The organism is Glaciecola punicea, from assembly GCF_001756615.1.
Classification (GTDB): domain Bacteria; phylum Pseudomonadota; class Gammaproteobacteria; order Enterobacterales; family Alteromonadaceae; genus Glaciecola; species Glaciecola punicea.
Genome location: NZ_LZXY01000008.1, coordinates 46,646 through 69,718 on the forward strand (window position 1 = coordinate 46,646; position 23,073 = coordinate 69,718).

Genomic DNA, 23,073 nt, shown 5'->3' on the forward strand with positions numbered 1-23,073 from the left:
ATGTATTCTTAGGGCTTATTTAAAATAAGCCTAGCTCACGTAAGGATTGGATAAATGTCGATTACCTCAGCGGTAGTGGCCATTACACAGAAGCTAAGTTCAATATCGTAGAGCTGCATAAAATAAATTTTATCGTCTGGTTTGTGCTTTTTGTAGGAAGGGCGAGGGTCTTGACTAAGGGTATTATGGATCAGCGTCGTAAGTGCGGGATAGCATGCTTGGTGCAGTGTTAATTTTTGCGCAGCTTGTGTCGAAAACTTAAGCGTTAAAGGCGGCTTTGGTTTTTCTTGGGCAAAGCCTGCGCTTGCTTGCGCCACACTATCTGCGTAGGGCAAGTAAGGCTTAATATCCACAATGGGCGTGTTGCTTAACAAATCGACACCTTCTACCTGCAAACGCTGGTCTTTCATACCAAGGTTTTTGACCACTGACATGCCAATGCCATTGGGACGAAAGCTACTGCGACTAGCAAATACGCCTATTTTTTTGTTTCCCCCTAAACGCGGCGGCCTTACCTTCGTTTTATAGCCTTGTGCGAGGTTTTCATGAAATAAAAACAACAGCCATAGGTGCGAAAACGCTTCAATGCCGTCTAGAGACTGTGGGATATCAATATGTTCACTAAACACAATTTCGCCAGATGCACAGCTTAGCGATAAGCCTTGACGTGGAATCGAAAACTTTTGCGTAAAGGGGGTTAATATGTGTCCTATGGGAGTGATTGAGTGAGTCACAAGTGTGTCCATAAAAGTTGGTTAGTAGAACAATGCTCTTAAGCAAGCTTATATACCGGTGCTTGTATTAAGCGTATAAATTGGCCTAAGCTCATCGTAAAAAGACAATGCTTTAGCTTAAGAAAGTGGATTTAACGTTAAATATTTGTCATAGTAAGTGTAAACATTTGATTATAATAGTTGGTCAATAAAGCGCTTTATAATACATTCTTTTTAAGCGCAGAATAAACTCAGCCAACACTTGGGATTTTTGCGACCATGTAGGCTTCCATCTTACATAATAATCTCAAGGGAAAACATGATTTCGGTAAAAAATATCAGCCGGGTATTTAATCAGCACCGCGTAGTCGACGATTTATCGTTTGAAATCAAACCCGGCGATGTGGTGGGTTTTTTAGGCCCAAATGGAGCCGGAAAATCGACCACCATGAAAATGCTTACCGGCTTTTTGCCCGTGTCTTCAGGCTCCATCGAAATAAACGGTCTTAGCTTTACACAATCAGGCCGCAAAGCCTTAAAAATAAAGCAAAATATTGGCTACTTGCCTGAAGGAGCGCCTGCCTATAGCGATATGACTGTGTATCAGTTTCTATACTTTATTACCCAAGTCAGGAGAATGCCGCGAACCACACGCCAACAAGCCATCGCCAAGGTGTGTGAACAAGTGCAGCTTGAGCAGGTTTTGAATAAAAAAATTGAGCATCTTTCCAAGGGCTTCAAACGCAGAGTAGGTTTAGCACAAGCTCTTATTCACGATCCTAATATTTTAATTTTAGATGAGCCGACTGACGGCTTAGATCCCAATCAGAAATACCACGTTAGACAGCTTATTAAAAATTTGGCAAAAGACAAAATGGTGATTGTGTCTACGCATATTCTTGATGAAGTGGCTGCGGTGTGTAACCGCGTTATTATTATCGCAAATGGCAAAAAGTGCTTCGATGATACACCAGAAACCTTGAAAAAAATGTCGCCTTTACACAATGCCGTGACGCTTAAGCTAAGCTATGCAAGTGACATATCAGGCCTGCTTGAAATAGACGGTGTGTTAGATATGACGCACACCCCAGGCACTAATTATGTGACGGTTTTTGCTCAGCCTGGCAGGTATATTCTTGGTCAAGTTACCTCACATATTCAATATCACCAAATGCCGGTAGACATGGTGTATCCTGAAGAGGTCAGACTTGATGATGTGTTTAGAAAAATTACACTTGAGTCTAACCAGCAGGAGCAAGTATGAGTGCCACATTGACTATCTTTAAACGCGAGTTTGCGAGTTTTTTTGCGACCCCTGTGGCCTACATTTTTATTCTAATTTTCTTGGTTATGTCGGGAGTGTTTACCTTTTTGTTTGGGGAATTTTATGAAAGAGGACAGGCAGACTTGCTTAGTTTCTTCGACTTCCACCCTTGGTTATATTTGTTTTTAGTGCCTGCTATTGCTATGCGTACGTGGTCTGAAGAGCGCAAAAGCGGCAGTATAGAGTTAATCATGACATTGCCTATTACCACTATGCAAATTATGCTCGGGAAGTTTTTTGCAGCCTGGGCAATTTTGGGTTTATGTTTGCTAATGACCTTTCCACTATTTGTTACCGTTAACTATTTAGGTGCGCCCGATAACGGGGTTATTTTGGCGGCTTATTTAGGCAGTTGGCTTATGTCGGGTACTTTTTTAGCCGTGGGTATTTGCATGTCGGCAACTACCCGAAATCAAGTGGTTGCCTTTATTTTAGCCATTGTGATTTGTTTCGTTTTTGTATTGGCAGGCTCGCCCGTGGTAATTGATTTATTCCAAATGTGGGCACCTAACATAATAGTTGATGCCATTGCTGGTTTAAGCTTTTTGACTCACTTCCAAAACATGGCAAAAGGCGTAATTGTGCTAAACGACGTCTTGTTTTACGTGCTAAGCATTGCGGTTTGGCTGTTTGCAGCTTATGTGGTAATTGAACAGAAAAAGGCACATTAATGCTAAAAACGATTTTTTTTAACATCATAATATTTGGCCTGCTTGGCGCTTTATTTTTAGGCGCAATGGTGTTCAATAACATGTATGCCAATAGTGTAGGCATTGATTTGACCGAGCGAAAAATATACTCATTAAGCAAAGGTAGTCAAAAAATAGCGGCTGATACAAAAGCGCCTATTACACTTCAGCTGTTTTTTTCTGAGAGTAACTCAACCGGCATGACGGCTCTACGCGACTATAAGGCAAGAGTACAAAGTCTGCTGCAAGAATATGTGAAACTAGGCAAGGGCAATATACACCTAGAAATAATTGATCCTGAGCCCTTCTCAGAAGCCCAAGACAGCGCTGCAGCATTTGGTTTAACAGCAGCTTCTACAGGCAGTTTTCAAAACACTATTTATTTTGGTCTAGCCGGCACAAACAACCTTGGTGACACCATGGTAATTGGCTTTTTCGACCCCAGCAAAGAAGCTTTTTTAGAATACGATATTAGTACTTTACTCTACAGTTTAAACGAGCCTGAGATTGCTAAGTTAACTATTGTTACTGATTTAGAAATTGCCGGCGGTGAAAATCCATTAAATGGGAAAACAACAGCCGCCTTTGTTTTGTATCAGCAGCTTGAAAAGATGTTCGATATCACGTTAATTAGCAGTTCGACTAAGTCTTTACCTGGTAACACTGACGTGCTGTTGCTATGGCATCCTCAAAATATAAATGAGGCACTGCTGTTCAGTATCGATCAGTTTTTAATGCGCCAAGGCAGGGCCTTGGCATTAGTAGATGCCCACTACGAGTCTGACCTAATGGCGCAGATGGGCTCAGTGGGGGTTAATAGTTCGTTTTTGCCTTTACTTGCCTCTTATGGCATTAAATTTGATAATGAAAACGTTGTGCTTGATGCTTTAACGGGTCTAGAAGTGCGGAATCCGGCTGGTGGCCTTATTCGACACTTAGGTTTTTTAGGCCTAACTCGCGAGCAAATTAACCCAAACGATATCACCACTACCGATTTAGACAGTATTAACGGCGCCTCTTTTGGCACTTTATCCTTAGGCTCAAACAGCCTGCTGTCGCAAACAGTTCTGCTAAGCTCATCTGCCGCTAACGACCTTATGCCAGCGCAAAGATATATGGCAACACGAAACCCAGCAGTGTTTGCTGAAAACTTTACCAAAGGCGACGAAGCATTTATCCTTGCGGCGCGTTATTCAGGCAGCGCGGTATCACACTTTGCTGACGCTCAAGCGCCTGATGGTGAAAATATAATAAGACGAACCAATAGCTTGAACTTAGTGGTAATTGCCGACGCTGATATAGCGGCAGATCGTTTTTGGGTGCAAAGCAGTAACTTTTTTGGGCAAATGGTATCGACACCATTTGCTAATAATGGCGATTTTATCATCAATACGCTTGAAAACTTAAGCGGTAGTGATGGTCTTATCGGCATTAGAAGTCGTGCCACTTTTGATAGGCCTTTCACAAGGGTGCAGGCTATCCGGCTGATCGCAGAAGAAAACTTTAGAGCACAAGAGAAGCGCTTGCAGAAACAGTTAGAACAAACCGAAAAGGCCCTGGCTCAGTTGCAAATTCCTGACAGCAATGTTGCTCTAAGTGCCGAGCAAGAAGCGACCATCAACGGCTTTACCGAGCAAAGAATGGCAATTAGAAAATCACTTCGCGAGGTGCAGTTCCAGCTGCAGCGAGATATTGAGGCCTTAGGCGATATTCTTAAACTCATCAATATTGTACTTGCGCCAGTGGTACTTGTTTTGCTGCTGTTATTAATCGCTAAAGTATGTCGAAAGCGAGCGCCTAAAACAAGTGTCTAGGGTAGGTATCTAGAATAAGCGCTTCAAACAAGCCCTTACGAGCTGTTTGTAGAACAGCTCTAGTGCAATGTCAATTACGATAGAAACCCTTTGAAGAAAGCCACCCCTAGCTTGTTTGCATGCGCTATGTTGCGCCTAGGAATATCTTCAGGGTCTTCAACGAAGGCGAGCGCTTTGGTAATGCTAGCCTCGCGAATTAGATGAAACATAGGGAAGGGTGCTCTATTTGTATAATGACTGACTGAATTAGCCGGTTCACCTGCAAATAAGTACTCAGGATGAAAACTTGCCAATTGAAAAACACCTTCATAGCCAAGATCTTCTAGCAGCTCCTGAGCCATGTCCAAGGCGTCTAGATAATCGTAAAAATCATCTAGCTGATGGGTCAAGGCGATTAGGCTAGTTTCTGTTTTAGGATGTGCGACCAAGTAATGACATTCATTTGCCAGTATTGTTAACAAGTGCTGCACGTTAGGCTCTTGCACAACTAGCAGTCGCACTTGGCCGCGTTCACGCGGTACTCTTGCAAAAGGACATAGGTTTTCACCAATGACGACCTTGTCAAGCCATCTCCATACTTTTGCTTCTGCGCCGTGACCTGCCGCTGACGCTGGGCCATTTTTGTTGTTCATTTAGCAGTGCCCCTTACCTGATGTTGGAAGGAGTGATATTCAACATAAGCCTCTAGTGTATTTTCTATTAAGCTGGCTACAGTCATGGGGCCAACGCCCCCAGGCACAGGTGTTATCCAGTCTGCTCGGTCTTTTGCGACTTCAAATTCAACATCGCCAGTTAAGGTGCCGTCATCCAAGCGGTTAATGCCAACATCAATGACAATTGCGCCTTTTTTTATCCAGTGGCCAGGTATAAAGTGAGGCTTACCTACCGCCACCACCAACAAATCGGCTCGCTGCACGTGCGCTTGTAAATTTTTGGTGAACTTATGGCAAGTCGTAACAGTGCAGCCGGCTAGCAGGAGCTCAAGCCCCATTGGCCGACCCACTATATTTGATGCGCCCACGATAACTGCATCCATGCCCTTAATCTTGCGCTTTGTGGCCTCAATCATGGTCATGATACCTTTGGGCGTGCACGGTCTCAAAGCAGGCATGCGCTGCGCTAAGCGACCAATATTATAGGGATGAAAGCCATCAACATCTTTACTTGGATGGATACGCTCTAATATATCCTCGACATTTAAGCCTGCAGGTAAGGGTAACTGCACCAAAATACCGTCAATCTCGGGGTCGTCATTAAGCGTGTCAATTAAGGCTAATACGCTGTGTTGTTTGGTGGTGGCAGGCAAAGTAAACTCTTTTGATACTAGACCTACCTCAGCGCAGGCTTTGGTTTTGTGTGCGACATAAATTTGAGATGCGGAGTTTGTGCCCACCAATACAACAGCTAATCCGGGCAGTCTCTTGTTCGCTTCTTTTAGCACGTCTATATGCGCCGCCACGTTATTACGTACTTGTTGTGCTATGTTTTTGCCATTTATCAGTTGAGCTGTCATGTACCGAGTTTATCCGCTGGTGGTTTTGCGGTGTAGTTTAAGGAAAAATGAGTAAAATAACCAGAGTTTGCTAGTGAAACAGACTTTCTAGAGTAGTATAATACATCGAATAAAATGATAGGCAGCGCGTTAGTCGAATCACCAAAGCGACGCTTAATGGCCAAGAAATGCTGAAAAAAACAGCAACCTTAAAAAATCCACAAATTATGCTAAATAGTGTTTGACCAAATTCAGCATTGTCGGTAACATGCGCCCCCCGTAGAGATGAGCATTCAATGTTTATCCTTTACGCAATCGGTGAGTGGCGCAGCTTGGTAGCGCACTTGGTTTGGGTCCAAGGGGTCGTAGGTTCGAATCCTATCTCACCGACCATTAGCTTTTCGATTCGACGAGCGTCCGTAGCTCAGCTGGATAGAGCACCCGCCTTCTAAGCGGGTGGTCGCAGGTTCGAATCCTGCCGGACGCGCCATCGTATTGGCCCAAAAGGCATGCTAATGAGAAAGGGTAGTAAATGTAGTTGCTGTCAGGAAAAGTAGTAAATCAGTGGTGGGCGTAGCTCAGTTGGTAGAGCTCTGGATTGTGATTCCAGCGGTCGTGGGTTCAAACCCCATCGTCCACCCCACTTTTTTCTGACAACATGTGATACTCTTTTACAACCTAAGTTCTTGTAGCATAAATATACATGTAGTATCAGTAAAACATTGGTAAAGTGTCTGTAGAAAGTGCAGCACAGCATAAAGTTTGCGGGAGTGGTGGAATTGGTAGACACGCTGGATTTAGGTTCCAGTGCTTCACGGCGTGAGAGTTCAAGTCTCTCCTTCCGCACCATCTATTGAAGGGTTGTCACAACAATCTTTTGAGTCAAAATAAACATTTTCATAATAAACATATCGGTGAGTGGCGCAGCTTGGTAGCGCACTTGGTTTGGGTCCAAGGGGTCGTAGGTTCGAATCCTATCTCACCGACCATTTTTCTTTTGTGCGTAAAAATTACTCTATAAAACTAAAATAATCCTCAAAAACGCGGTTTTTTTAATTAAATCCGCATAACTCCTCGACTAAAATAAAATCACTCTGTATAATTTGGCGTCCTTTTTTTAAACTCATTCATCATTAAAAGTTGTTTGAGTGCCATGCATAGTTTAGTAAATAATTGAAACATGGGCTTCAAACAGTCTTAAATTATCTACGAATCTATTATGATTGATTACACAAAGCGCAAGTGGCGCATAGTTGAGGTAGAAGAATGCAAGTGTCAGTCGAGACGACTCAAGGTTTAGAACGCCGTCTTACTATTACCGTTCCAGCGGAATCTGTAGATAAAGCCGTTAAGTCGCGTTTACAACAATTAGCAAAAACACAGCGTATAAACGGTTTTCGTCCAGGTAAAGTGCCAGCAAGCGTAATCAAAAAACGCTTTGGTAGTGCGGTACGTCAAGAAGTGTCAGGCGATGTTATGCAGCAGCATTTCTATCAAGCTATTATGCAAGAAGAGCTTACACCTGCAGGCATGCCGAATTTTGAATTAACCAAAGATGTTGCTGGTGAAGATTTAGAGTTTGCCGCCACCTTCGAAGTGTATCCAGACGTGGTAGTGAGTGCACTAGACACCTTAGAAATTGAAAAGCCGGTAGTAGAGATTGCTGGCAATGACCTAAGTGAAATGATGAAAACCCTTCAGCAGCAGCACGCTACGTTTAAAGAATGTAAGCGTAAAGCTAAAAAAGGCGATAAACTTACCATAAGTTTTGTTGGTAGCATCGACGGTGAAGAGTTTGACGGCGGTAAAGCCGAAGATTTTCCACTAGAGCTAGGCAAAAGCCAAATGATACCAGGCTTTGAAGAGCCTTTAATTGGTGCTAAGACGGGCGATGAAGTCATTGCTGAGTTGACCTTTCCTCAAGACTATCATGCAGAAGCTTTAAAAGGTAAAGCAGCGTCATTTGTAATCACAGTAAACAAAGTTGAAGGGCTAAATTTACCAAAAATTGACGATGAATTTGCAACTTTGTTTGGCGTGAAAGAAGGCGGAGTTGAAGCCTTAGAAGCTGAAGTGAAGAAAAACATGCAGCGCGAATTAGACCAAACGCTCAAAACTAGCGTAAAAGAAGCAGTAATTGATGCATTGTTGGCGAGCAACAGCGTTGATGCGCCCAAAGCATTGGTTGACCAAGAAGTGAATGCCTTACGTGAACAAGCTAAGCAGCGCTTTGCACAGCAAGGAAATGGTCAAAATTTACCCGAGTTGCCTGCTGACATGTTTACTGAAAACGCTAAGCGCCGAGTGGCAGTTGGTCTGTTAATTGGGCAAATTATAAAAGAGAATAAAGTTGAAGTTGATCCTAAGCGCGTTGATGCACTTATCGAAACAACGGCTTCTGCTTATGAAGATCCTACTGAAGTTGTTGAGTACTACAAAAACAACCAAGAGTTATTAAAACAAATTCAGAACCTTGCCCTTGAAGAGCAGGCAATTGATACCATATTAGAAAAAGCAAAAGTCAAAGAAGTGAAAAAATCTTTTGATGAAGTTATGAACAAAAAAGCGTAGTTTACACGTAATAATTGGCGTAACAGACTCTCAACTGATTAAATGCTCGGACTCACCGGGCATTTTTTTTAACTAAAAAGAGACAAAATGAACAATAATATTTTTGAACCCTCTAATGCACTCGTTCCTATGGTTATTGAACAAACCGCTCGCGGTGAGCGTTCGTTTGATATCTATTCACGTTTGTTAAAAGAAAACGTCATTTTCTTAGTAGGTCAGGTTGAAGACCACATGGCTAATCTGATTGTCGCTCAAATGCTGTTTTTAGAAGCAGAAAACCCTGAGAAAGATATCTTTCTATACATAAATTCTCCCGGTGGTTCAGTAACAGCTGGTATGGCCATTTATGATACAATGAATTTCATCAAGCCAAATGTTAGCACGGTGTGCATTGGTCAGGCCGCTAGTATGGGTGCATTTTTACTCTCAGCGGGTGAAAAGGGCAAACGTTATGTATTGCCTAACTCACGTGTAATGATTCATCAGCCCCTAGGTGGTTTCCAGGGCCAAGCGTCTGATTTTGAAATACATGCCAAAGAAATCTTGTCTATAAAAGAAAAGATGAATCGCCTAATGGCGCAGCACACTGGCCAAAAATATGAAAAAGTGGCAAAAGATACTGACAGAGATAACTTCTTAGGTGCACAACAAGCAGTTGACTATGGTTTAGTTGATAGTATCTTAAACAGCAGAGACGATGTTGGAAAATAAATTCAAATGCCCTTTTGTAAAAGGGCAACCCAAAGATTAAAGGCAAATTTTATGAGCGATAATAGTACCAAAGAGGGCGACAACAAGTTGTTGTACTGTTCTTTCTGCGGTAAAAGTCAGCATGAAGTACGTAAACTTATTGCGGGTCCTTCTGTATTCATTTGCGACGAATGTGTAGAGCTTTGCAACGATATCATTCGTGAAGAAATTAAAGAAATTTCACCTAAGCAAAAGAAGGATGCGCTTCCGACACCAAGTGAGATTCATGCGCATTTAGACGATTACGTTATTGGTCAAGAACACGCTAAAAAAGTGTTGGCAGTAGCAGTTTATAATCACTACAAACGTTTGAAAAACGGCGATGTACACGAAGGCGTTGAATTAGGCAAAAGCAACATACTGCTAATTGGCCCGACCGGCAGCGGGAAAACGCTGCTAGCCGAAACGCTTGCTCGCTTGCTCGATGTGCCTTTCACAATGGCTGATGCAACCACCTTAACAGAGGCGGGTTATGTTGGTGAAGACGTTGAAAATATCATTCAAAAGCTGCTTCAAAAGTGTGACTACGATCCTGAAAAAGCGCAGCGCGGTATCGTGTACATCGATGAAATAGACAAAATTTCGCGCAAGTCAGACAATCCGTCAATTACCCGCGATGTTTCTGGCGAAGGTGTACAACAAGCTTTACTAAAATTAATAGAAGGGACCATTGCATCGGTTCCTCCCCAAGGCGGACGTAAACACCCACAGCAGGAATTTTTGCAGGTTGATACCTCTAAAATTCTATTTATTTGTGGTGGAGCATTTGCTGGTTTAGACAAAATAATTGAGCAGCGCAGCGCCAAAGGCTCTGGTATAGGGTTTGGTGCTGAAGTAAAAGCACAGTCAGATAAGAAAAATTTGTCGGAGTTGTTTAAAGATGTTGAGCCGCAAGACTTGGTCAAATACGGTCTGATCCCAGAGTTTATTGGTCGTTTGCCGGTAGTTGCTAGTTTAGAGGAATTAAGTGAAGACGCTCTAATACAAATTCTACAAGAACCCAAAAACGCTATCACTAAGCAATATGGCGCTTTACTTGCGCTTGAAGGTGTTGAGTTGGAGTTCAGGGAAGACGCACTTCGCGCAATTGCGAGTAAAGCAATGACACGCAAAACCGGTGCCCGAGGCCTGCGCTCTATTGTAGAGGCTGTGCTCTTAGATACTATGTATGATTTACCTTCAAATCCGAATGTAGCGAAAGTAGTTATTGATGAAACCGTCATAAGAGGGGAATCTGCGCCTTTGCTGATCTATGAAAATACCGATAAAAAAGCAGCTTCTGAGTAAGCAAGAAAGGGCCATCGAGGCCCTTTTTTAGTTTTTTATTAAATCAGGTTTAAACTTTACCTGAGAATCCCCATATACATCCACAATGCAACCAGTTAAGAGAGAAAAATGACCACCAGCAGTGTACTTAAAAACATGCCAGTCTTGGCATTACGCGATGTAGTGGTATATCCACATATGGTAATTCCTTTGTTTGTTGGACGTGAAAAATCTATTCAATGCCTAGAAGCAGCCATGGATAACGATAAGCGTGTTTTCTTAGTGGCACAAACTGATGCCGGTATTGATGAACCCAGCACATCTGAAGTTTTTGACATTGGCACGGTAGCCACCATTTTACAACTGTTAAAATTGCCTGATGGTACCGTCAAGGTCCTTGTTGAAGGTAATGTGCGTGGCAAGATTGCTAGCTACCTGAACACAGATCCATTTTTTATCGCAGATGTAAACGTATTAAATGATGAGGTGATGGATGAAGCAGAGCAAGATGTACTTATTCGTTCTGCGGTGTCGCAGTTTGAAGGTTATGTAAAGCTAAATAAGAAAATACCACCAGAAGTACTCACTTCACTAAACGGCATTGAAGACGTCGCTAAACTGGCAGATACCATGGCCGCTCATATGCCTTTAAAACTGGTTGAAAAGCAAAAAGTGCTTGAGATGCAGGGTGTAGTAGAGCGGATCGAATTTTTAATGACACTAATGGATGGTGAAATTGACTTACTGCAAGTAGAGAAAAAAATTCGTACGCGTGTGAAAAAGCAGATGGAAAAAAGTCAGCGCGAATATTATTTGAACGAGCAGATGAAGGCTATTCAAAAAGAGTTGGGTGAACTTGAAGATACACCTGACGAATTTGAGGCCTTACAGCAAAAAATTGAAGCGGCAAAAATGCCAGCGGAGGCGAAAAACAAGGCCTCAGCAGAGCTTAACAAACTTAAAATGATGTCGCCTATGTCGGCGGAAGCCACCGTCGTTCGTTCATATATAGATTGGTTGGTGTCGGTTCCATGGCATAAGCGCAGCGTGGTAAAACGCGACTTAGTGCAGGCCGAAAAGGTGCTCGACAATGACCATTATGGTTTAGATAAAGTAAAAGAGCGTATATTAGAGTATTTGGCGGTACAGCAGCGTGTAAAGAAATTGAAAGGCCCCATATTATGCTTGGTGGGTCCCCCTGGTGTGGGCAAAACATCGCTGGGGCAATCAGTGGCAAAAGCAACAGGGCGAAAATATGTTCGAATGTCCTTAGGTGGTGTTCGCGATGAAGCTGAAATACGGGGTCATCGTAGAACTTACATTGGCTCATTACCGGGTAAATTAATTCAAAAAATGTCAAAGGTTGGCGTCAAGAATCCGCTATTTTTACTGGATGAAATTGACAAAATGTCCTCTGATATGCGTGGAGATCCTTCATCAGCACTTTTAGAAGTATTAGATCCTGAGCAAAACTCCACCTTTAGTGATCATTACTTAGAAGTTGATTACGATTTGTCTGATGTAATGTTTGTTGCGACCTCTAACAGCATGAATATTCCAGATGCTTTATTGGACAGAATGGAAGTTATTCGTTTGTCGGGTTACACAGAAGACGAAAAACTGAATATTGCAACTCGCCATTTAATTGCCAAGCAAATTGAGCGTAACGGTCTTAAAGACAACGAATTGAAAATTGAAGAGTCGGCAATAGTAGGGGTAATACGTTATTACACACGTGAAGCCGGTGTGCGTAATTTGGAGCGTGAAATTTCTAAAATTTGCCGAAAAGCAGTCAAGAACATCTTGCTTAAAAAAGAAAAAGGGCAAGTGGTGGTTAATCAAGATAACTTAAAGAACTATCTTGGTGTGCAAAAGTTTGACTATGGAAAGGCAGATAAAAACAATCAAATAGGTCAGGTGACAGGTTTAGCGTGGACTCAAGTAGGTGGTGATTTATTAACTATCGAAACCAGTGCCGTGCCTGGTAAAGGAAAGTCTATTGCTACAGGCTCGCTTGGCGATGTGATGCAAGAATCTATTAAAGCTGCTATGACGGTCGTCAGGTCGCGTGCAGAGAAACTCAGAATTAATCCTGATTTTTATGAAAAGCGTGATATTCATGTGCATGTACCAGAGGGAGCTACCCCAAAAGATGGTCCAAGCGCAGGTATCGGTATGTGTACTGCACTCGTGTCGTCTTTAACCGGTAACCCTGTTAAGTGCGATGTTGCCATGACCGGTGAAATTACACTGCGTGGTGAAGTGCTGGCGATTGGTGGCCTAAAGGAAAAGTTATTAGCGGCCCATAGAGGCGGTATAAAAACGGTTATTATTCCATTAGACAACGAAAGAGACTTAGAAGAAATACCTAAAAACGTGATCGGCGATTTGACGATTTATCCTGTGAAATGGATCGACGAGGTACTGGATATTGCCTTAGAATATCCCGTCGAGAGCTTCACAGTAAGCACTAAAGTATAGGTTTACTGAGTTTTTATTAAATAGCATTAAGTGCAAGCGTGGCATATTTGCATTTTTTGTGATTTTACGTAAATAAGTTATTCACATTTAGCCTAGTTATGCTACCTTATTGAGGTAATCGTTCAAAGCCTTTATTATAAAGGGTTTGCAGGTACTCAGATTTTTTATTACAGTAACGAAGTCGTCGTTCAAACTCAACGATTTAACGATCATTAAACTGGCTAAGCTCTAGGCAGCCATTGTTCATAAAACGAAGAATGATTCTCAGAGTTGGCTACACATTCTGTTAAGATAATATATTATAAAAATAAATGAAGGGGAGCATATTGTGAACAAAACTCAACTAGTTGATGAAATCGCTGAAGCTGCAGATATTTCTAAAGCAGCCGCTGGTCGTGCATTAGATGCATTTACCGATACTGTAACCACAGCGCTTAAAGATGGTGATCAAGTTGCGCTTGTAGGTTTTGGCACTTTTGCCGTCCGCGACCGTGCTGCTCGCAGTGGGCGTAATCCTCAAACGGGCGCCACTATACAAATAGCGGCTGCAAAAGTACCAGCATTCAAAGCAGGTAAAGCACTAAAAGACGCATGCAACTAATTAGTAAAGCGTTATACACTGCGTAAAGGCGATGAAAATTCATCGCCTTTTTTACGTCTGTTGCTTGCTAATAGTCAAGTTATTATGACTTAAAACGGGTTTTACTCGCGTATCCAGAAAAGGGTCGGTATAATCTACAGTTAAATATTTAACTAATAAAGTAGGCGCCAACGGTTAGGACGGCTTCTTCTTGCTAACAAAAGGTTGTTGTTAAACATGTTACAAAATATTCGTGAGGGCATTCAAGGTCCTTGGGCGATAGGAATTATTGCGCTAATAGTCGTTAGCTTCGTGTTCACTGGTGTGGGAAGCTACATTTCTTCTGATAATACGAATGCAGTGGCAATAGTAAATGGTGAAGAAATACCCGCAGGCGCTCTAGATATTGCCTATAACAATGAGCGCGCACGACTTGAAAGCCAGTTTGGTGACGCGGTTAATTCTTTATTCGCCAGTGAAACTTACGTTACTCAATTTCGCAATGACATATTGCAACAGCTCATTAATGATGAGCTGGTTACCCAAAAGGCTAAATCGTTGGGCCTACGCGTTGGGGACAGTGAAATTAAGAAAGCAATTACAATGCTACCCGAGTTTCAAGTAGCTGGGGCTTTTGACAACACCATTTATCTAAATACACTAGGCCGTGCAGGCTATACACCTACTCAATTTGCTGAGTATATGCGCGACCAAATGACCCGCCAGCAGTTGGTTCAGGCTATTAACGGGTCTAACTTTAGTTTGCAGCATCAAATATCTAATTTGCTAGCGCTTCAGGGGCAAACGCGCGACGCGAAAAGCTTACAAATAGATTTAGCGAAATATCAAGAATCCATAGAACTAACAAGTGAAGAGGTTCAGGTATATTACGATGCAAATCTTTCAAGATTTGATACTCAAGAGCAGGTTAAACTCGCCTACGTAACGTTATCGGTAGCGGACTTAAGTCCGCAAATGGAAGTGAGCCAAGAAGAAATAGCCCAATATTACGCTGACAATACCCGTTTGTTCGCAAGCCAAGAAACGCGCAGCGTATCGCATATTTTGTTTGAGGCAGGAGACGACATTGAATTAGCCAGAACTCGTGCGCAGGCAGTCTTAGAACAACTGCGTAATGGTGAAGATTTTGCAACACTTGCGCAAGAGAATTCTGATGACATTATAAGTGCTGAGGAAGGTGGTGACTTAGGTCAAATTAGTCCTAGCGATTACGAAGGTGAGTTTGGCGATGCTGCCTACGCTTTAAACGCGGTGGGTGATATATCTGTGATTGTTGAAACCGACTTTGGTCTACACATTATAAAACTTACCCAGTACTCGCCTTCTATTGTTACACCATTGTCTCAGGCTAGCGCGCGTATTGAGGGCGATTTACGCTTAACAAAAGCAACTGATGAATTCTTTGCACTGCAGCAAGAAATGGCGCGTTTAGCATTTGAGGAGCCAGATTCCTTAGAAGCGGTCGCAAAAGCCATTAACCGACCTGTTATAGAAACTGGTTTTTTTGAGGAAAACCAACTACCCCAGGGTGTTGACTACCCCCAATTAAATGACATTGCTTTTTCTGGTGAATTAGTAATTGACCGAGTAAACAGTGATTTATTAGAGCTTAGTGATGAATTAGTGATGGTTGCCAGAGTTGCCGAGCATAAATCTAAGCGCACGCGTTCGCTCGGTGAAGTTAGTCAGCAAATAGAGGGCTTACTCAAGACCCAAAAGGCGCAGCAGCAGGCGCTGGTCTATGCACTAGATATTCAAACTGCTATGTTGAATGATGAAGATATTAGCCCTCTCTTAGCTAAACACGCATTGTCATGGTCGACGCATGTAGGCTTAGCGCGTAGTTCAAACGAACTGCCGGTGCCAATGGTGAATGCTATTTTTGAACTAGGGCCTACTCAAGGTGTTAACAGTAAAGTAGTGTCAGTGTTTGATAACAGCGTTGGTCTAGTGGTATTGTCGTTGGTTAATATAGCCTCGCAAACAGACGAGAGCATGCAAGCTACTATTGCGCAAAGGTTAGTTAGTATGCAAGGTCAGCAAACTTATGAAAATTTCGTTGCGGCGCTGCGAGTTGGTGCCGATCTTACTTTGGTGACTCAATAAGAAACGCTACTGTATCACTGAAAATAAGAAACCCGCAAAAGCGGGTTTTTTAATATTAATGGATCGTGTTACGACCGCGTTATCAGCCACACAATACTGAAAAACCCTACTATGAAAGCGCTAACAACCGCTATATACACATAGCCTCTCCTACCTTGCTTAAACGAATAGTTATTATACTGAAGATACAAAAACCAGATGAAACTAAGGGTAAGTGGCAGTACAAAAACATACTTGATCATCAAACAACTCTTATGTTAATTAAGACATATAAGGGGTATACGCAAAAAGGCAAACTTGAGCTTAAAAAAAAGGCTTCTAATTGACTAGAAGCCTTTGTAATCTGTGTTTAAATACCCGTGAGGGCTATTAAACTAGGCCATAGCCTTAATTTGTGCATTCAAGCGAGATTTATGACGGGCTGCTTTATTCTTATGAATAAGACCCTTTGTCGCCATTCTGTCGAGAACAGGAACAGCGGCTGTGAAAGCTACCTGTGCTTCTTCTTTGTTACCAGCGGTTATAGCGGCAATGATTTTTTTGATGCTAGTGCGTGTCATGGAGCGGCGGCTTGCATTATGCTGGCGGCGCGTCTCGGCTTGAATTGCACGTTTCTTAGCGGACTTAATGTTAGCCAAGGGGGAAACTCCTAAAATATTCATGTCAAAATTGAGGGTGCGGATTATCTAAGTTATTTCGATATTTGTCAACGCTTATAGAGGATAAAAACAAAAAAACCTCAAGACACAGCAAACTTATCAACAATACAGTTATACTACATTAATACCGTCGTATTATACTCCCCAACAGTGTATGGGTTTAATACAATATTCCATGTGTGTTTCTTCAAGAGTGCTCTATGCCTGACAAACTAATAAAGGCCGGCGTTATCGTCAGCGCAATGACGCTATTGTCCAGAGTGCTAGGGCTAGTGCGAGACGTTGTGGTGGCTAATCTGTTGGGCGCGAGCGCAAGCGCTGATGTGTTTTTATTCGCGAATAAAATTCCCAATTTTTTACGTCGCCTATTTGCCGAAGGCGCCTTCGCTCAAGCGTTTATACCTGTTTTAACAGAAGTTAATGCACAAGATGACAACGCAAAGTTAAAAGACTTTGTTGCAAAAGTGTCGGGTACACTCGGTGCTATCGTTTTTTTTACGGCCATTGTTGGTGTGGTCGCCTCACCCCTGTTAGCCGCCATATTTGGTGCAGGTTGGTTTATTGATTATTTAAATGAAGAGCCTGGGGGAGAAAAGTTTGAACTAGCGTCAACCCTTTTAAAAATAACCTTTCCATATATATTTTTTATTTCGCTAACAGGGTTTGCCGGCGCTATCTTAAACACTATGGGCAAGTTTGCCGTTGCTGCTTTTACGCCGGTGTTGCTAAATGTTTCTATTATTGCCTGCGCATACTTTCTAACGCCTCATTTGTCTCTGGGCGCATATGCGCTGGCGTGGGGTGTGTTTATTGGCGGCGTGGTTCAGTTGTTTTTTCAACTTCCTTTTTTATACAGAGCCGGACTGCTGGTTAGACCCAAATGGGGCTGGTCTGATCCAGGCGTGGTAAAAGTGCGCACACTCATGATACCCGCACTTTTTGGTGTATCGGTGAGCCAAATTAACTTACTCCTTGACACTGTAATAGCGAGTTTCTTACAAACAGGGTCGATTAGCTGGCTATACTATTCCGACCGTTTGCTTGAGTTTCCTTTAGGGCTTTTTGGTATCGCTATCGCTACAGTGATTTTACCCACGCTGTCAAGAAACCATGTAAGTAAAGACAAGCAGGCATTCTCAAAAAATATAGACTGGGCTTTTCGTATTGTTGCCATGCTAGGTATTCCCGCAGGTGCTGCACTTATGGTCCTTGCAATGCCGCTAATGCTGGTGATTTTCCAGCGGGGTGCTTTCAGTGTAGACACCGCACACATGGCCTCGCTCAGTTTAATGGCTTACGCGATAGGCCTGTTTGGCTTTATGTTAGTTAAGATTTTTGCACCCGCTTTTTACTCTAGGCAAGACACTAAAACGCCGGTTAAATACGGTATTATTACCATGGCGATAAACATGGTGCTTAACTTAATATTGGCCATTCCTCTTGGTTACGTCGGTTTAGCCTTAGCCACGTCTATTTCAGGTATTATGAACGCGGTTTTACTATACCGACGTCTATCTTTTTTAGAGGTGTACAGGATCTCAAAAGACACTTGGTGGTTTCTAGCCAAAATTACCCTTGCCACTGTTGTTATGGTAATAGCGGTGTTTGCTTATTCGGCAAATCTGGCGTGGGTACAAAGCTCATTCAGCCAGCGTGTAGAATATTTGTGCTATTGTATCGCAATAGGCATAATTTGTTATGCCATCAGCATTTTGATCTTAGGGGTACGGCCTCATCAGTTAATTGGTAAGAAAGTTAAAAAATAGCAGCGCAGTTACGTAAAGTAAGCACTTTTAATCGCGTTAAGGCACTGACATTAATGTGCTCATCGTTTATAATCTCTGGCTTTGTTGTTTCATAAAAAAGTAGCGAAATAGTTTGGAATTAATCAGAGGTCTACATAATATCCGGGCGCAGCATAATGGTTGCGTGCTAACCATTGGTAAATTTGACGGTGTACACTTAGGCCATCAGGCGGTACTTGAAAGTGTATTGCAAAAGGCTAAACTGTTAAACTTACCTGCAGTGGTGATGGTATTTGAGCCACAGCCTGAAGAGCTGTTTGCGCCTGAACATGCGCCAGCGCGCTTGTCTGTGTTAAGAGATAAATATATTGCGCTTGAAAAGTTAGGCGTTCATAGGCTCTTGTGCGTGCGTTTTTGCGCAGAATTTTCCAGTATGTCGCCCCACGACTTCATCACTAATTTGCTGGTGAAGCAGCTAGGAGTAAAGTTTTTGGTTGTGGGTGACGACTTCAGGTTTGGCATTGGGCGAAGTGGTGATTTTACGATGTTGGCACAAGAAAGCAAAGCACAAGGTTTTGAACTTGTTAGCACCCAAAGTTTTAGGCTGCACGACCACCGAATCAGTTCTACCGCCATACGCAATGCCCTAAGAAATGACGATTTTACTTTGGCCGCGCAAATGCTAGGGCGACCCTTTGAGGTAGCAGGCACGGTGGTTCACGGCGAACAAAACGGCAGAAAAATTGGCTTCCCCACTGCAAACATATTACTAAAGCGAACAAAATCGCCCGTCAGTGGTGTGTTTGCGGTAAAAGTTAAACATAACGACAATGTTTACAATGGCGTTGCAAATGTGGGGCATCGCCCTACCTTAAATGGCACAAAGATGCAGCTTGAAGCGCACTTGTTCGATTTTTCGGGTGATTTGTATTCCCAATATATACGAGTTGAGTTTGTCAGCAAGATACGCAATGAGGTAAAGTTTTCAGATTTTGGGGAACTCACCGTACAAATAAAAAAAGACGCAGCGCGGGCCAAATGCTTGTTCGCCAATTGATGATTTAATGGAAACCACACCCTATGAGTGACTATAAAGCGACCCTAAACTTGCCTGATACGGCCTTTCCAATGCGCGGTAACTTGGCGAATCGCGAGCCTGTAATGTTAAAACACTGGGACAGCCAAAATCTTTACCAAAAAATTAGGCAAGCCAAATCAGGCAAAAAGTCTTTTATTCTTCATGACGGTCCTCCTTACGCTAATGGCGATATTCACATTGGTCATGCGGTTAATAAAATTTTAAAAGACATCATTGTTAAATCAAAAACACTGTCTGATTTCGATTCGCCTTATGTGCCAGGCTGGGACTGTCATGGCTTGCCGATTGAGCTAATGGTTGAGAAAAAAGTTGGCAAACCGGGTAAAAAAGTGAGCGTAGCGCAGTTTAGAGAAAAGTGCAGGCAGTATGCGCAAAAACAAATTGAAGGACAAAGTCGCGATTTTCAGCGACTAGGCGTGCTGGCTGATTGGCAGAACCCTTATAAAACCATGGATTTTAGCAGCGAAGCCGACATTATTCGCGCCTTGGCAAAAATCGTACACTCTGGTCATCTAGAAAAAGGCTTTAAGCCAGTGCATTGGTGTACCGATTGCGGCTCGGCTTTAGCGGAAGCTGAAGTTGAATACCAAGACAAAGTATCTTTGGCAATAGATGTTTCCTTTGCGGTAACGAATACTCAAGCAATGGCAGCGTCATTTGGTCTTGATGAGGCGGTGTTTACGAGTCTGGCTGCAAAAGTCGTTATTTGGACAACAACTCCTTGGACCATTCCAGCAAATCGCGCAATAAGTTTACATCCTGAGCTAGTATACGCACTGGTTGATATGAAAATTGAAGGCTTAAATCAGCGCTTAGTAATTGCGCAGGAATTGGTAGAGCATTGTGCGCTGCGCTATCAAGCGCAAAACGTTAACATAGTGGCACGCTGCACCGGCAGTGCGCTTGAAAACCAGCGCGTTAAACACCCTCTACTTGGCATTACTGTGCCCCTTATTTTAGGCAATCACGTTACCACTGAATCAGGTACTGGCTGTGTGCACACAGCGCCTGCGCACGGCGTGGAAGATTTTATTGTAGGTAAAGAATATGGCTTAGAAGTTTATAATCCGGTGGGGCCAAATGGCGTATACACACACGACACGCCTATGTTTGCTGGCCAGCATGTGTTTAAAGCAAATCAGTCAATTGTTGAGGCTTTAAAAGAATATAAGGCTTTGGTACTGTGCGTTAAGTACGAACATAGTTACCCACACTGCTGGCGACATAAAACGCCGCTTATTTTTAGAGCTACCCCGCAGTGGTTCATCAGCATGGATAAGAAAGGCTTACGTAAAGCCTCTCTTGAGCAAATTAAACAAACCCAGTGGATACCCGCGTGGGGTGAAAAACGTATTACCTCTATGGTAGAAGGGCGTCCCGACTGGTGCATTTCGCGTCAACGTACATGGGGCGTGCCTATTTGTTTATTCGTGCACGTAAGTACTGGTGAAATTCATCCAAATACGCAAGCTATTATGGAAACAGTGGCAAAAGCGGTGGAAGAAAAAGGCATTCAGGCATGGTGGGATTTACGCGATGAGGCGCTTCTGGGCGACAACAACAGCGAGTATGAAAAAGTAACCGACACTCTTGACGTATGGTTTGACTCAGGTGTTACTCACTATTTTGTGGTTGACAAGCGTGATGATATCCCAGCATCAGCAGACCTCTATTTAGAGGGTTCTGACCAGCACCGAGGTTGGTTTATGTCTTCGCTTATCAGCTCTATTGCTATGCATGGCCACGCACCGTATAAGCAAGTATTAACGCACGGCTTTACGGTAGACGCTAACGGTAAAAAGATGTCGAAATCCGTGGGCAACGTAATTGCGCCCCAAGAAGTCACCAACAAGCTGGGCGCCGATATATTGCGCTTATGGGCTGCCTCTACCGATTATCGCGGTGAAATGACGGTAAGTGACGAAATACTGAAACGCTCTGCAGACGCTTACAGGCGTATTCGTAACACCTGCCGTTTTCTATTGTCTAACCTCAACGGCTTCAATCCAGCCACCGATTTAGTTGCGGTCAACGACATGGTAGCACTAGACGCGTGGGCAGTAGAAAGAACAAGCCAAGTACAAAAAGAAATTTTAGACGCCTATGAGCAATACGATATGCTTATTGTCTGTCAAACGCTTATGCAGTTCTGTTCAATTGATATGGGTAGTTTTTACCTCGACATTATCAAAGATCGTCAATACACCGCCAAATCAGACGGCCTTGCGCGACGGTCCTGTCAAACGGCACTTTATCATATCATGGAGGCGCTAGTGCGCTGGATGGCGCCTATCACCAGTTTTACCGCTCAAGAATTATGGGAAGTAATGCCTGGTGAGCGTGAGGAATTTGTGTTCACCCAAACCTGGTACGACGCTTTACCCAGTGTTAGTAAGCAGACACTAGACAACACTTTTTGGCAGCAAATAATGCTGGTTAAAGCAGACGTAAACAGCGCTTTAGAAAAAGCCCGCATTAGCAAGCTTATTGGGGGTTCACTAGAAGCCAAGGTCACTTTGTATGTAGATACGCCAACCGCCGATTTGTTAAGTAAACTCGAAGATGAACTTCGTTTTGTATTAATTACCTCGGAGGCACATGTTAAAGACTTAGCACAAAAGCCACTGGGTGCACTGGACACGCCAAATCAACACATGTTTGTGCTGGTTGAAAAATTGGCGGATGAGAAATGCGTACGCTGTTGGCACCACAAAAAAGAAGTGGGAAGCGATCCTACCCACCCGCAACTGTGTAACAGATGTATAGAAAACGTAGACGGCAACGGGGAAGCGCGCCAATATGCTTGATTTATTTAAGACCACGGGGCTGCGCTTTTTGTGGATATCAGCGATTATTTTTATACTAGACCAGTGGACTAAGTATGCAATTGTTCAGACCATGACGTTATTTGAATCGATACAAATTACGGGTTTTTTCAATTTAACCTATGTACATAACTATGGTGCAGCGTTTAGTTTTTTATATGATGCAGGCGGCTGGCAAGTTTATTTTCTATCGGCTGTAGCGTTAACCGTCAGTGCTTTGATACTGTGGTGGCTACGGCAAACCACAAAAGAGCAGCTTTTGCTGCCCGTCGCCTTCTCCTTTATATTAGGCGGTGCACTAGGAAACGTATTTGACCGTATAATGCATGGCTATGTAATCGATTTTTTAGATTTTTACTACGGCACGTATCATTGGCCTGCGTTTAACGTAGCAGACTCGGCCATTTTCATTGGTGCGGGGCTACTAATTTTAGATATGTTCAAGAATAAAGAGGCAAATAAAGTCGATGACAAATAGTACAGCAACACCGCAAGATAATAGCAAAATAATAGGTGACAACAGCCAAGTTATTTTGCACTTCGATTTAACCCTTGAGGATGGCACCGCAGCAGACAGCACACGTGTGAGCAACAAGCCGGCTAAGATGGTAATGGGCGACGGCAGTTTAACGCCCAACTTTGAAGAATGTTTGCGCGGTTTAACCGTTGCCGATAAAAAGTCATTTACCTTAAAGCCCACTGATGCCTTTGGTATGCCCAATCCAGACAACATTTATTACATTGATAAAACTAAATTCACAGCAGATATGGAGTTATCCGAAGGTATGATAATGGGGTTTTCACAGCCCGATGGCAGCGAGCTCCCAGGTATTATCCGCAGCATAGCAGGGCATTCGGTAACGGTTGATTTTAATCATCCATTGGCCGGACAAACGGTGGTATTTGCTGTTGAAATAATTGATGTTAAATAAGAGGTA

The 23,073-nt window shown here is 43.0% G+C and carries 18 protein-coding genes and 5 tRNA genes; 19 read left to right on the forward strand and 4 right to left on the reverse strand.

Translation table 11 applies throughout. The features are described from left to right. Positions 1-35: 35 nt before the first annotated feature. Entirely contained in the window at positions 36-734 is a 699-nt protein-coding gene (gene tsaA / locus BAE46_RS10390) for a tRNA (N6-threonylcarbamoyladenosine(37)-N6)-methyltransferase TrmO (protein WP_244885008.1), read from the reverse strand. 298 nt (positions 735-1,032) lie between these two features. Between tsaA and BAE46_RS10395 the strand changes: the two genes are divergently transcribed. From BAE46_RS10395 to BAE46_RS10405, 3 genes are read left to right on the forward strand one after another with little or no spacing between them, the layout of a single operon-like run. Continuing rightward, the gene (locus BAE46_RS10395; protein ID WP_070112717.1) at positions 1,033-1,977 is read left to right on the forward strand and encodes an ABC transporter ATP-binding protein; all 945 of its coding nucleotides are present in this window, start codon (positions 1,033-1,035) and stop codon (positions 1,975-1,977) included. After that, entirely contained in the window at positions 1,974-2,708 is a 735-nt protein-coding gene (locus BAE46_RS10400) for an ABC transporter permease subunit (protein ID WP_070112720.1), read from the forward strand. Before BAE46_RS10395 ends, BAE46_RS10400 begins: the two co-directional genes overlap by 4 nt. After that, positions 2,708-4,540: a GldG family protein gene (locus BAE46_RS10405; protein ID WP_070112722.1), complete on the forward strand. Its 1,833-nt coding sequence runs from the start codon at positions 2,708-2,710 to the stop codon at positions 4,538-4,540. Before BAE46_RS10400 ends, BAE46_RS10405 begins: the two co-directional genes overlap by 1 nt. A gap of 74 nt (positions 4,541-4,614) precedes the next feature. Here the strand turns inward: BAE46_RS10405 and BAE46_RS10410 are convergent, their stop codons facing one another. Further along, positions 4,615-5,172, reverse strand: a complete 558-nt coding sequence (locus BAE46_RS10410) for a DUF1415 domain-containing protein (protein WP_006002646.1) — start codon at positions 5,170-5,172, stop codon at positions 4,615-4,617. Then, positions 5,169-6,053, reverse strand: a complete 885-nt coding sequence (gene folD, locus BAE46_RS10415; protein ID WP_070112724.1) for a bifunctional methylenetetrahydrofolate dehydrogenase/methenyltetrahydrofolate cyclohydrolase FolD — start codon at positions 6,051-6,053, stop codon at positions 5,169-5,171. Before folD ends, BAE46_RS10410 begins: the two co-directional genes overlap by 4 nt. A 295-nt stretch (positions 6,054-6,348) precedes the next feature. Here folD and BAE46_RS10420 point away from each other — a divergent pair. The 11 genes from BAE46_RS10420 (at position 6,349) to BAE46_RS10470 (ending at position 15,807) form a co-directional block, all read left to right on the forward strand. Further along, positions 6,349-6,425, forward strand: a tRNA-Pro gene (locus BAE46_RS10420). 20 nt (positions 6,426-6,445) lie between these two features. Continuing rightward, a tRNA-Arg gene (locus BAE46_RS10425) sits at positions 6,446-6,522 on the forward strand. Between the two features lie 77 nt (positions 6,523-6,599). After that, positions 6,600-6,675, forward strand: a tRNA-His gene (locus BAE46_RS10430). A gap of 121 nt (positions 6,676-6,796) precedes the next feature. Next, positions 6,797-6,881 (forward strand) — tRNA-Leu (locus BAE46_RS10435). 63 nt (positions 6,882-6,944) lie between these two features. Then, a tRNA-Pro gene (locus BAE46_RS10440) sits at positions 6,945-7,021 on the forward strand. A gap of 277 nt (positions 7,022-7,298) precedes the next feature. Continuing rightward, the gene (gene tig / locus BAE46_RS10445) at positions 7,299-8,603 is read left to right on the forward strand and encodes a trigger factor (RefSeq protein WP_006002649.1); all 1,305 of its coding nucleotides are present in this window, start codon (positions 7,299-7,301) and stop codon (positions 8,601-8,603) included. 87 nt (positions 8,604-8,690) lie between these two features. After that, positions 8,691-9,314 (forward strand): ATP-dependent Clp endopeptidase proteolytic subunit ClpP, encoded by a 624-nt coding sequence (gene clpP / locus BAE46_RS10450; protein WP_006002651.1) that lies wholly within the window; start codon positions 8,691-8,693, stop codon positions 9,312-9,314. Between the two features lie 51 nt (positions 9,315-9,365). Further along, positions 9,366-10,640 (forward strand): ATP-dependent protease ATP-binding subunit ClpX, encoded by a 1,275-nt coding sequence (gene clpX / locus BAE46_RS10455; RefSeq protein ID WP_006002654.1) that lies wholly within the window; start codon positions 9,366-9,368, stop codon positions 10,638-10,640. 108 nt (positions 10,641-10,748) lie between these two features. Beyond that, entirely contained in the window at positions 10,749-13,100 is a 2,352-nt protein-coding gene (lon, locus tag BAE46_RS10460) for an endopeptidase La (protein ID WP_006002655.1), read from the forward strand. Between the two features lie 328 nt (positions 13,101-13,428). Continuing rightward, positions 13,429-13,701 carry an HU family DNA-binding protein gene (locus tag BAE46_RS10465; RefSeq protein WP_006002657.1) on the forward strand — a complete coding sequence of 91 codons (273 nt, stop codon included), beginning with the start codon at positions 13,429-13,431 and terminating at the stop codon, positions 13,699-13,701. Positions 13,702-13,917: 216 nt separating this feature from the next. Then, entirely contained in the window at positions 13,918-15,807 is a 1,890-nt protein-coding gene (locus BAE46_RS10470; RefSeq protein WP_070112726.1) for a SurA N-terminal domain-containing protein, read from the forward strand. Positions 15,808-16,181: 374 nt separating this feature from the next. Here the strand turns inward: BAE46_RS10470 and rpsT are convergent, their stop codons facing one another. Further along, on the reverse strand, positions 16,182-16,445 hold the full coding sequence (gene rpsT, locus BAE46_RS10480; protein WP_070112731.1) for a 30S ribosomal protein S20: 264 nt from the start codon (positions 16,443-16,445) through the stop codon (positions 16,182-16,184). 221 nt (positions 16,446-16,666) lie between these two features. On the opposite strand from rpsT, the gene murJ reads away from it, so the two are divergent. The 5 genes from murJ (at position 16,667) to fkpB (ending at position 23,067) form a co-directional block, all read left to right on the forward strand. After that, positions 16,667-18,232 carry a murein biosynthesis integral membrane protein MurJ gene (gene murJ / locus BAE46_RS10485; protein ID WP_006002661.1) on the forward strand — a complete coding sequence of 522 codons (1,566 nt, stop codon included), beginning with the start codon at positions 16,667-16,669 and terminating at the stop codon, positions 18,230-18,232. A gap of 112 nt (positions 18,233-18,344) precedes the next feature. Further along, positions 18,345-19,268 (forward strand): bifunctional riboflavin kinase/FAD synthetase, encoded by a 924-nt coding sequence (gene ribF, locus BAE46_RS10490; RefSeq protein ID WP_006002662.1) that lies wholly within the window; start codon positions 18,345-18,347, stop codon positions 19,266-19,268. A 23-nt stretch (positions 19,269-19,291) separates the two neighbouring features. Continuing rightward, on the forward strand, positions 19,292-22,117 hold the full coding sequence (gene ileS, locus BAE46_RS10495; RefSeq protein WP_070112733.1) for an isoleucine--tRNA ligase: 2,826 nt from the start codon (positions 19,292-19,294) through the stop codon (positions 22,115-22,117). Beyond that, positions 22,110-22,613: a signal peptidase II gene (gene lspA / locus BAE46_RS10500; protein WP_070112735.1), complete on the forward strand. Its 504-nt coding sequence runs from the start codon at positions 22,110-22,112 to the stop codon at positions 22,611-22,613. Before ileS ends, lspA begins: the two co-directional genes overlap by 8 nt. Beyond that, complete coding sequence (gene fkpB / locus BAE46_RS10505; RefSeq protein WP_006002665.1) at positions 22,603-23,067, forward strand: FKBP-type peptidyl-prolyl cis-trans isomerase; 465 nt, start codon at positions 22,603-22,605, stop codon at positions 23,065-23,067. Before lspA ends, fkpB begins: the two co-directional genes overlap by 11 nt. Positions 23,068-23,073 lie beyond the last annotated feature (6 nt).

Coding starts and splice junctions, on each gene's coding strand:
- BAE46_RS10395 (WP_070112717.1), top strand. CDS start 1,033: ATGATTTCGGTAAAAAATATCAGCCGGGTATTTAATCAGCACCGCGTA.
- BAE46_RS10400 (WP_070112720.1), top strand. CDS start 1,974: ATGAGTGCCACATTGACTATCTTTAAACGCGAGTTTGCGAGTTTTTTT.
- BAE46_RS10405 (WP_070112722.1), top strand. CDS start 2,708: ATGCTAAAAACGATTTTTTTTAACATCATAATATTTGGCCTGCTTGGC.
- BAE46_RS10410 (WP_006002646.1), bottom strand. CDS start 5,172: ATGAACAACAAAAATGGCCCAGCGTCAGCGGCAGGTCACGGCGCAGAA.
- folD (WP_070112724.1), bottom strand. CDS start 6,053: ATGACAGCTCAACTGATAAATGGCAAAAACATAGCACAACAAGTACGT.
- tig (WP_006002649.1), top strand. CDS start 7,299: ATGCAAGTGTCAGTCGAGACGACTCAAGGTTTAGAACGCCGTCTTACT.
- clpP (WP_006002651.1), top strand. CDS start 8,691: ATGAACAATAATATTTTTGAACCCTCTAATGCACTCGTTCCTATGGTT.
- clpX (WP_006002654.1), top strand. CDS start 9,366: ATGAGCGATAATAGTACCAAAGAGGGCGACAACAAGTTGTTGTACTGT.
- lon (WP_006002655.1), top strand. CDS start 10,749: ATGACCACCAGCAGTGTACTTAAAAACATGCCAGTCTTGGCATTACGC.
- BAE46_RS10470 (WP_070112726.1), top strand. CDS start 13,918: ATGTTACAAAATATTCGTGAGGGCATTCAAGGTCCTTGGGCGATAGGA.
- murJ (WP_006002661.1), top strand. CDS start 16,667: ATGCCTGACAAACTAATAAAGGCCGGCGTTATCGTCAGCGCAATGACG.
- ileS (WP_070112733.1), top strand. CDS start 19,292: ATGAGTGACTATAAAGCGACCCTAAACTTGCCTGATACGGCCTTTCCA.
- lspA (WP_070112735.1), top strand. CDS start 22,110: ATGCTTGATTTATTTAAGACCACGGGGCTGCGCTTTTTGTGGATATCA.
- fkpB (WP_006002665.1), top strand. CDS start 22,603: ATGACAAATAGTACAGCAACACCGCAAGATAATAGCAAAATAATAGGT.